5 protein-coding genes are annotated in these 7,676 nt (G+C 31.1%); 2 read left to right on the forward strand and 3 right to left on the reverse strand.

Annotation, left to right across the window (positions count from 1 at the left end; all coding sequences use genetic code 11):
• Positions 1-81 precede the first annotated feature (81 nt).
• Complete coding sequence (locus tag NH26_RS14115; RefSeq protein WP_242427331.1) at positions 82-1,263, forward strand: glycoside hydrolase family 73 protein; 1,182 nt, start codon at positions 82-84, stop codon at positions 1,261-1,263.
• Positions 1,264-1,380: 117 nt separating this feature from the next.
• Here the strand turns inward: NH26_RS14115 and NH26_RS14120 are convergent, their stop codons facing one another.
• The 3 genes from NH26_RS14120 to NH26_RS14130 are packed head-to-tail and all read right to left on the reverse strand — an operon-like array spanning position 1,381 to position 5,603.
• Positions 1,381-1,932 carry a cob(I)yrinic acid a,c-diamide adenosyltransferase gene (locus NH26_RS14120; protein ID WP_044229596.1) on the reverse strand — a complete coding sequence of 184 codons (552 nt, stop codon included), beginning with the start codon at positions 1,930-1,932 and terminating at the stop codon, positions 1,381-1,383.
• Between the two features lie 2 nt (positions 1,933-1,934).
• Positions 1,935-2,645, reverse strand: a complete 711-nt coding sequence (locus NH26_RS14125; RefSeq protein WP_044229593.1) for an ABC transporter ATP-binding protein — start codon at positions 2,643-2,645, stop codon at positions 1,935-1,937.
• Between the two features lie 18 nt (positions 2,646-2,663).
• On the reverse strand, positions 2,664-5,603 hold the full coding sequence (locus NH26_RS14130; RefSeq protein WP_044229590.1) for a tetratricopeptide repeat protein: 2,940 nt from the start codon (positions 5,601-5,603) through the stop codon (positions 2,664-2,666).
• A gap of 250 nt (positions 5,604-5,853) precedes the next feature.
• Between NH26_RS14130 and NH26_RS14135 the strand changes: the two genes are divergently transcribed.
• A complete protein-coding gene (locus NH26_RS14135) occupies positions 5,854-7,413 on the forward strand; it encodes a DUF4301 family protein (protein WP_044229587.1) in 1,560 nt (519 codons plus the stop codon).
• The last annotated feature ends 263 nt before the right edge of the window (positions 7,414-7,676 follow it).

Consider the following 7,676-nt stretch of genomic DNA (forward strand, 5'->3'; position numbering starts at 1 on the left):
AAGCAATTAAGTTTTGAGAAATTAAAAAAGAAGTACACGAGGATATAACACTTCATAAAATAAATACTCTTGTCTATTCAATTGCTTCGAATATTAAGGTTACCCAAAAGATTATCATTTGATGTAACTATTGTTGAATTCGTAAAAGTAAAATTAAATGTCATGTTTTTATTGAAAACAGCCTCAGAATTATCTGTTCAATCTAAAAATGGTATCGCCATTGGATTGAAGTATCCCAACAATTTCTATTTCCGTTTAAATGGAAATATCTACACCTTCATTATCAACCCTAAATTTATTTTATCCATCATTGTATTGTTTATAGCAATATTAATGGTTCAACTATTTAAATCACCTGTAGATAAAGTGATTTATGTCCAAACGCCAGTAGCCGTAAATTATGGTTCCCATCAACCCACTATTGATCAGTTTATTGAAGATTTTAATGTACCATCACCCGAAATGCCATTACAGAATGATCAGACAAGTGTTGTACCCGTTCAGTTTGTGAAAAACTTCACGAATTATAAAGAAGAACAGTTAGGGAAAGCATCGAATACTCTTGATAAATTTATTATTGAAAGGCAGTTAATGGTGACTGAATATCTAATTGAGCATAAAGTAACAAGAGTGGATCAATTAAATAATGAAAAACTACTAGTGTTGAATAAGAATATTAATGAACTGTTTAGGCGATTAATACTTGATCAAATGAGTGTTCCTCCCCATGTTTATGCCTTTTTTACTTCAACTGTCCCATTACAAAAAGTGGAAACAGCTTTAATGGAACAAGCGAAATATCATGTTCCCGCTTCTATTACTTTAGCTCAAGCTGCCTTAGAAACAGGATACGGGCAAAGAGTAATTGGGAATAACTATTTTGGAGTAAAAGACAAAACGAAAAAATCTAAACCAATTACTACAACAGAATATTACACATTAAGTGAGTATAAGAGGAATAAAAGTATCATAGTTTCGTCTCAGAAAGTATCTAAAGGTGGAAGAACGTTGTATAAATGTAAAGTCAAAGACTCTTTTGCGGAGTATCAAAGTCCTTGGGAATCATTTCGTGCACACTCAGTCTTTTTAAATAAACAAAAAAGGTATGCTCCATTATTTACTCAAGGAAGAGATTATCAAGCGTGGGCAAACATGATTGGATCTACAAAATATGGAGGTGTTGGTTATGCCACTTCCCCACTCTATGGGGAGTTACTGAAAAAAATTATTAAAAGGTATCATCTAGACTTATTAGATTATTAATAATCTAAAAAAGAAGAAATAGTATTCTGTTTTTCGATTTAAAAAAAGCATGCAAAAGGTATTTACCTCTAGCATGCTCTTTTATATTATGTCAAATATTAGAATACCTTCGATAAATTATTTACGAGGAATCCAATAGTTTTCTTCAACACCTAAATCTTTTGCCATTGCTCTCGATAAGACAAAAAGATAATCAGATAAACGATTTAAGTATCTAACTACAATCGGGTCAATACTTCCTTCTTCATTGACTAAACTAATAGCTAATCTTTCTGCTCTCCTACATACCGTTCTAGCAAGGTGGGCATAAGAAACAGCAGTATGTCCTCCAGGAAGAATGAAATATTTTAAAGGAGAAAGTTTAGAATCCATTTGATCAATAGACTTTTCTAAAAGCTCTATATCTTCTTCGTTAACATCTGGCTTTTTTAATGAAGGTTTGTCGGGGTCAGCAGCCATTTCAGCACCAATTGTAAAAAGTCTATCTTGAATTTCTTTTAAGATATCCATTCTTTTATTGTTCACCGATTGATCCCTCACTAAACCAACATAAGAATTTAATTCATCAATAGTTCCGTATGCTTCAATACGAATATGATCTTTTTGAACTCTTTTACCTCCAAATAATGAAGTTTCTCCTTTGTCACCAGTTTTAGTATATACTTTCATGGTTAGATTTCAACTTTTGTAATGTTTGTATTTTGCTCATCTTTTTCAATTAGACCATCTCTAAGTCTAACAATACGATGTGCGTAATTGGCAATATCTTCTTCGTGAGTTACCATAATAATGGTATTACCTTTCTGATGTAACTCATCAAATATGCCCATAATTTCATAAGAAGTTTTAGTATCCAATGCCCCTGTTGGCTCATCGGCTAGAATAATACTTGGATTGTTTACCAATGCTCTTGCTATTGCCACACGTTGACGTTGTCCACCAGATAGTTCATTAGGTTTGTGGTTTACTCTGTCTCCTAACCCCACAGCATCTAAAGATTTTTGAGCACGTTCTAAGCGTTCCTCTTTACTTATTCCTGCGTACACCAAAGGCAGGGCGACATTATCAAGTATGGTAGATCGAGGTAACAAATTAAAAGATTGGAATACAAAGCCAATTTCTTTATTTCTTACCATTGCTAGCTCATTTTCTGTCATGTCACTTACATCTTGGCTATTCAACCAATATTCTCCATTACTGGGTGTATCTAGACAGCCAACAATATTCATTAAGGTAGATTTCCCAGAACCTGATGGTCCCATAAAAGCCACATATTCTCCCCTGTTAATAGTAATATCAACAGTTTGAAGAGCTCTGATTATTTCGGTACCCATTTTATAGATTCGAGAGATACCTTTAGTTTGAATGACATGGTTTGACATATTGACGCTAGTTTATTATTAATTCCAAGTGTTGATTTTTTTGTTGTAATCCTCAATCAAGTCGGAATATAATGTATTTATTCTTTCTGTGGCCTTTTCATCAAGATTATATTCAGATTCTACAAGAATATCACTGGCAAAATCTTTCATCCCTTTCGGGATAGTTACCTGTAAATAATTACTTACGTTTAATTCTGAATACGGATTTAAATCAACAGCATCACTTGCCCAATTAAAGGCATCTTGATCCTTATCTTTTTTCACTAATTGATGAATAATATATTTTTGATAAGAAGAATTTAAAAATAAATTATCAGATAAATAGATGGATGTATCTTGTGTTATCAGATGATTAGCAAATTCTACTATCGATGATGTTGACTCTTTCAATATTTCTTTTTGATGGATAGGTAAATTAGATTCATACTGAATAGTAACAATCTTAGCATTTAAATCCTCTGAAATATCAAATTGTTTATCAAATAAAGAAATTAACTGAGGTATTGATTGAGGCGAATTATTAGAACGATCATGTAATATCATACTAAACAAATCTTCTCTATTACTTATGATAGATAAACCTTTTAACGACTCGATAATATCTCTATCATTCATTAATTGATAATTAAACAATAATTGATAGAAATAATCTTTCTCAGAGAATTCATTCAGCGATTTAGTTTTTACATAATGATGAATCAACTTCATGTCACTCTCCTCAATTATGTTGAGTTTTTTACAAAATTCAAATAATTGAATGGATTTATCTTTATCACCTAAAATACTATAAGTAATGGCTAATGGATAGATAGCTGACTTCTGTCCCAATTTCCACGCTTCTGTTAGTTTATGTTCTGCAAGAATGTACTGATCGGCCTTTAGAGCCTCCAAACCAATAAGGAAGTTATAGTAGCCATTTACTGTGCCGTAACGAGAATTTAATTCTTTAAAAGCTTTCAAAAACTCTTTCTGATTACCTATTGATTTTTGAGTCCATCCATAAGCAAATAACAACTGTTGTTTGTAATCGCTATTATTCAAATTTATATATTTTAAAATGGATGAAGAAATATCCTCAGGTTGATCTTTTAAAGAATTATTGAGAGCATAATTATAGATGTAACTTACCTCATCACCATTCAAAATACTATCATTGACTAATTCAGGAATGAAATTTTGAGCTGAAGCAATCATTTCAGAATTTAGAAGAGCCATTTGATTGACCCCTTCTATTATTGAAGATTGATCAGAAATTTCAGATAGATGTTTTTTATCAATTTCATTTTTTGCTAATGTAGAAATAGCAATATAATTCCCTTTTAATGTTTTAGTAAACTCCCTATTTAAGTCAATACCATAGTTTAGGTAAAAGAGAGCACTATCCATTTCATTGATATTCAAAAATCCGAGACCTAAATTATTGGCGATAATCTCTGATTTTGGATATTTATTTAACCCCTCTTTTAAAACTAGAATAGCTTCTAGAAAATTATTTTTATCGATTTCTAAAGAAGCAGATTTAATATAAGCTTGTTCTAATTGCTCTCCTTTGTAAGCATTTTTATAGGCTACACTTGCAACAATTTTATTTTTATTCATTTCAGCAATTTGTCCAAGCATATAACTAGAATGAAAGTTACCAAAATGATGTGTAGAGCCTTTTATAAAATAACTTTCCGCTAAGAAGTTTTGCCCGTTAATATATTCGAGATCTCCTAAATTGTTGTAATAAGAAGCTTTTATGTGTTTATAAGGCTTGAAGCTATTGAGAAATAGTAACCCAAACACAAAAAGTAATCCTACTCCCCAGGTCGATAAGAAGTCAACATTTCTAGGTTGGAAGGCAACTTTATATACTTGGAGGTTTTTCTTTAAAACATCATAAAAATTATAAAGGATATAAATTAAGAAAATAGCACCAAAACCGAGCATACTAACTACTACCATTTGTTCTGTAGCACTGATGAAAGATTCATCATAAGTGGTTTTATGAAAAGCTATAGTCGATAATCCAATAATTGCACCACTGATATATATCCAAAATAAAGTGCTTTTATCTCTCAAACCTGCAGCAAATAATTCTTCTTGTTGTTTTATTACCCAAAGTCCTACAAATGTGGCAATAAGTAATAAAATGATAGGTGTTAGGTAGTAAATTTGAAAATCTTGTTGGTAATAGATAACTACATAACAATACAATAAGTCTAATAAATAGACTACATAGAAAAAGATAAAATGCTTAAAACTATCACCTGATCCACCCATATTTTTAAAAGTAGCTAAAAACAATATTCCGAAGGGAATAGCCATGCTACTAAAAATGACAAATACTAAAGTGATAATAGATAAACTAGGAAGACAATAGGTGATACTCTCAATAAACCATAGCTTATTTGATGTGAAATATTGTATAAATAGTGTTATTCCAATATTCAAAATGAAAAATGTAAAGAACCTTTTAGGGAAACTAATATGTTGATTTACATGGAAATAATAGCTAATTCCTAGAAATGCCATGAGTACAAGCGCTGTGAATGCTTTATCATGTATTTGATGTAAAATATGAAGATTTTCAAAATGAAAAGTACCTATTAGCAATGCAAATACACCAAAGAACATGGCGTGGTATATTTTGGTTAAACCAGAAATACTTGATAAGTAAATGGCAAAACTAAAAATCAATATTATACCATAGATGCTATAATGTTGAGGAGAGTAATCTAAAGGAAGTGCTTTAAATTCTTCGATTAGCAAAAAAGAATCCCCTTGAATATTGAAATAAGTGCCAAATTTTTCAAAATCAAATAATGGTGTTTTTATATTTTCAATAATATTTTTTGTCGACCATCCAACTCTTTCTGATACGGATACCAAATAGAGAATACATAGTACTATTGAGTTGGCGATTAGAATCCCTAAGCTAATATTATGAAGTGGTTTAAAACTTTTTTTTGTCATGGTTGGATAAGTAATTTGCAATTTAGTCTAACAAAAATACAATTAATTTAATTTGTTTTCTTAAAGCACTGAAAAATACGTTAATGCCTGCAATCGGTTTCGCTTAATTGTACTTTTTTTATTTACTTTGTATGTGTGATATTATGCTAATAAAACACAAAAACTAACCAATAATGAATTATTTACTGGTTTAATAATTTTAAATCAAACTATCATTTAAAATAAATCTATAACCTTGGAAATACAAGAAATGACAACAACCGCAAATTTTCTGCCGGAAGACTTAGAGTTAATGAAGCAGAAAGAAATTTCTCTGGAAACAGTTGAAAAACAATTAAACTACTTTAGACGAGGATTTGAATATGCTAATATTATCCGACCAGCTACCCTTGGAGATGGCGTTATCAAGTTAACAAATGAGGAAATTAATGTTTTTGTAGACAGATATGACAAAATAATTAAAGGTAGAACTTTAATGAAGTTTGTACCTGCGTCTGGAGCTGCTACTCGTATGTTTAAAGCATTATTAGAATTTAAAAATGATTTAGAAGCGAAAGATGTTTTTACTGAACCTGACTTAGAAAGAAGTAAAGGTATGGTAGCAGATTTTTTCAATAATATTATTCACTTCCCTCTTTACACAGAAATCTATTCAGAAGTTGCTCAAAAACTTGGTAATTTAGATGTCTTAGTTGCTAATAAAGAATATAAAAAAATATTAGAAGCCACTTTTTCTAGTGATCGTTTGCATTTAGCAAACCGTCCAAAAGGTTTAATTGGTTTTCATAAATACAATGGAGAGGTAAGAACACCAGTTCAAGAACATATGATTGAAGGGGTGCATTACGCTAAAGATGAAAAAGGAAAAGTGAATTTACATTTTACCGTTTCTCCAGAACACTTTAAACAATTTGTAGAACTGACTAATGTTTACAAAGAAGTTTATAGTAAGCGATATGATGCTGAATTCGATATTACTTTTTCTACACAAAAATCTTCTACAGATACAATTGCTGTAACTGCAGACAATGAACCATTCAGAAAAGAAGAAGATGGAGAATTGTTATTTAGACCTGGAGGTCACGGTGCATTATTAGAAAATTTAAATGATATTGATGATGATATCATCTTTATCAAAAATATCGATAACGTGACCACTGACCGTCTTAAAGACGATACATATAGATATAAAAAAGCCTTAGCAAGTATTTTAGTAGAAACTCAAGAGACAATTTTCTCTTTCTTGAGAAGATATGAGGCAGGGGATAGAAGTGAGGAAATTACTTCAGAAGTGATTGAGTTCTGTATGAAACGACTTGGTTGGAGCCTTGGTGAGGAATTGAGTGGTTTATCATCAAAAGAAATTGAAGATTACTTCTTCCAGAAACTAAATAGACCTATTAGAGTTTGTGGAATGGTAAAGAATGAAGGTGAGCCTGGTGGTGGTCCTTTCTGGTTAAAAGACGGAGAGCATAGATCTTTACAGATTGTAGAATCAGCGCAGATTAACTATTCTAACCCTGTTAGACGTGAAATCGCAAACTCTTCTACTCACTTTAATCCTGTAGATTTAGTGTGTGGTGTGAAAAACTATAAAGGAGAGAAATTTGACTTGCTAGAGTTCCGTAATGAAAATGCAGGTTTTATTACTCACAAGTCAAGGGAAGGTCAAGAAATCCAAGCGATTGAATTACCAGGCCTTTGGAATGGTTCAATGGCTTATTGGACTACTTTATTTGTTGAGGTTCCTGTTTCTACATTTACACCTGTGAAAACAGTAAACGACCTTTTAAGACCTGAACATAGATAATATTAAACCATTACAAGGTTTATTTTAGATATATAAGACTGATAACTTTATGGTTATCAGTCTTTTTTATTGGTGTTGATTTTTATTTAATATAATAATTCAAAGAAATAGTTGCATTCTAAAAAAGTACGCTTACCTTTGCACTCCCTTCAAACGGAAGGCTAACTAATAAAAGACGTAAGTAGTCTTATTCTACAGTACTCTTTTATTTGACATAATGTAAAGAAGAACAGCAATTCAAATTAAAATCCAAATGAAATTTA

The organism is Flammeovirga pacifica (assembly GCF_000807855.2).
GTDB classification, from domain to species: Bacteria; Bacteroidota; Bacteroidia; order Cytophagales; family Flammeovirgaceae; genus Flammeovirga; species Flammeovirga pacifica.

What these genes read in the sequence shown, in the direction of transcription:
- NH26_RS14120 (WP_044229596.1), bottom strand. Translation starts at nt 1,932, where the DNA reads ATGAAAGTATATACTAAAACTGGTGACAAAGGAGAAACTTCATTATTT.
- NH26_RS14125 (WP_044229593.1), bottom strand. Translation starts at nt 2,645, where the DNA reads ATGTCAAACCATGTCATTCAAACTAAAGGTATCTCTCGAATCTATAAA.
- NH26_RS14130 (WP_044229590.1), bottom strand. Translation starts at nt 5,603, where the DNA reads ATGACAAAAAAAAGTTTTAAACCACTTCATAATATTAGCTTAGGGATT.
- NH26_RS14135 (WP_044229587.1), top strand. Translation starts at nt 5,854, where the DNA reads ATGACAACAACCGCAAATTTTCTGCCGGAAGACTTAGAGTTAATGAAG.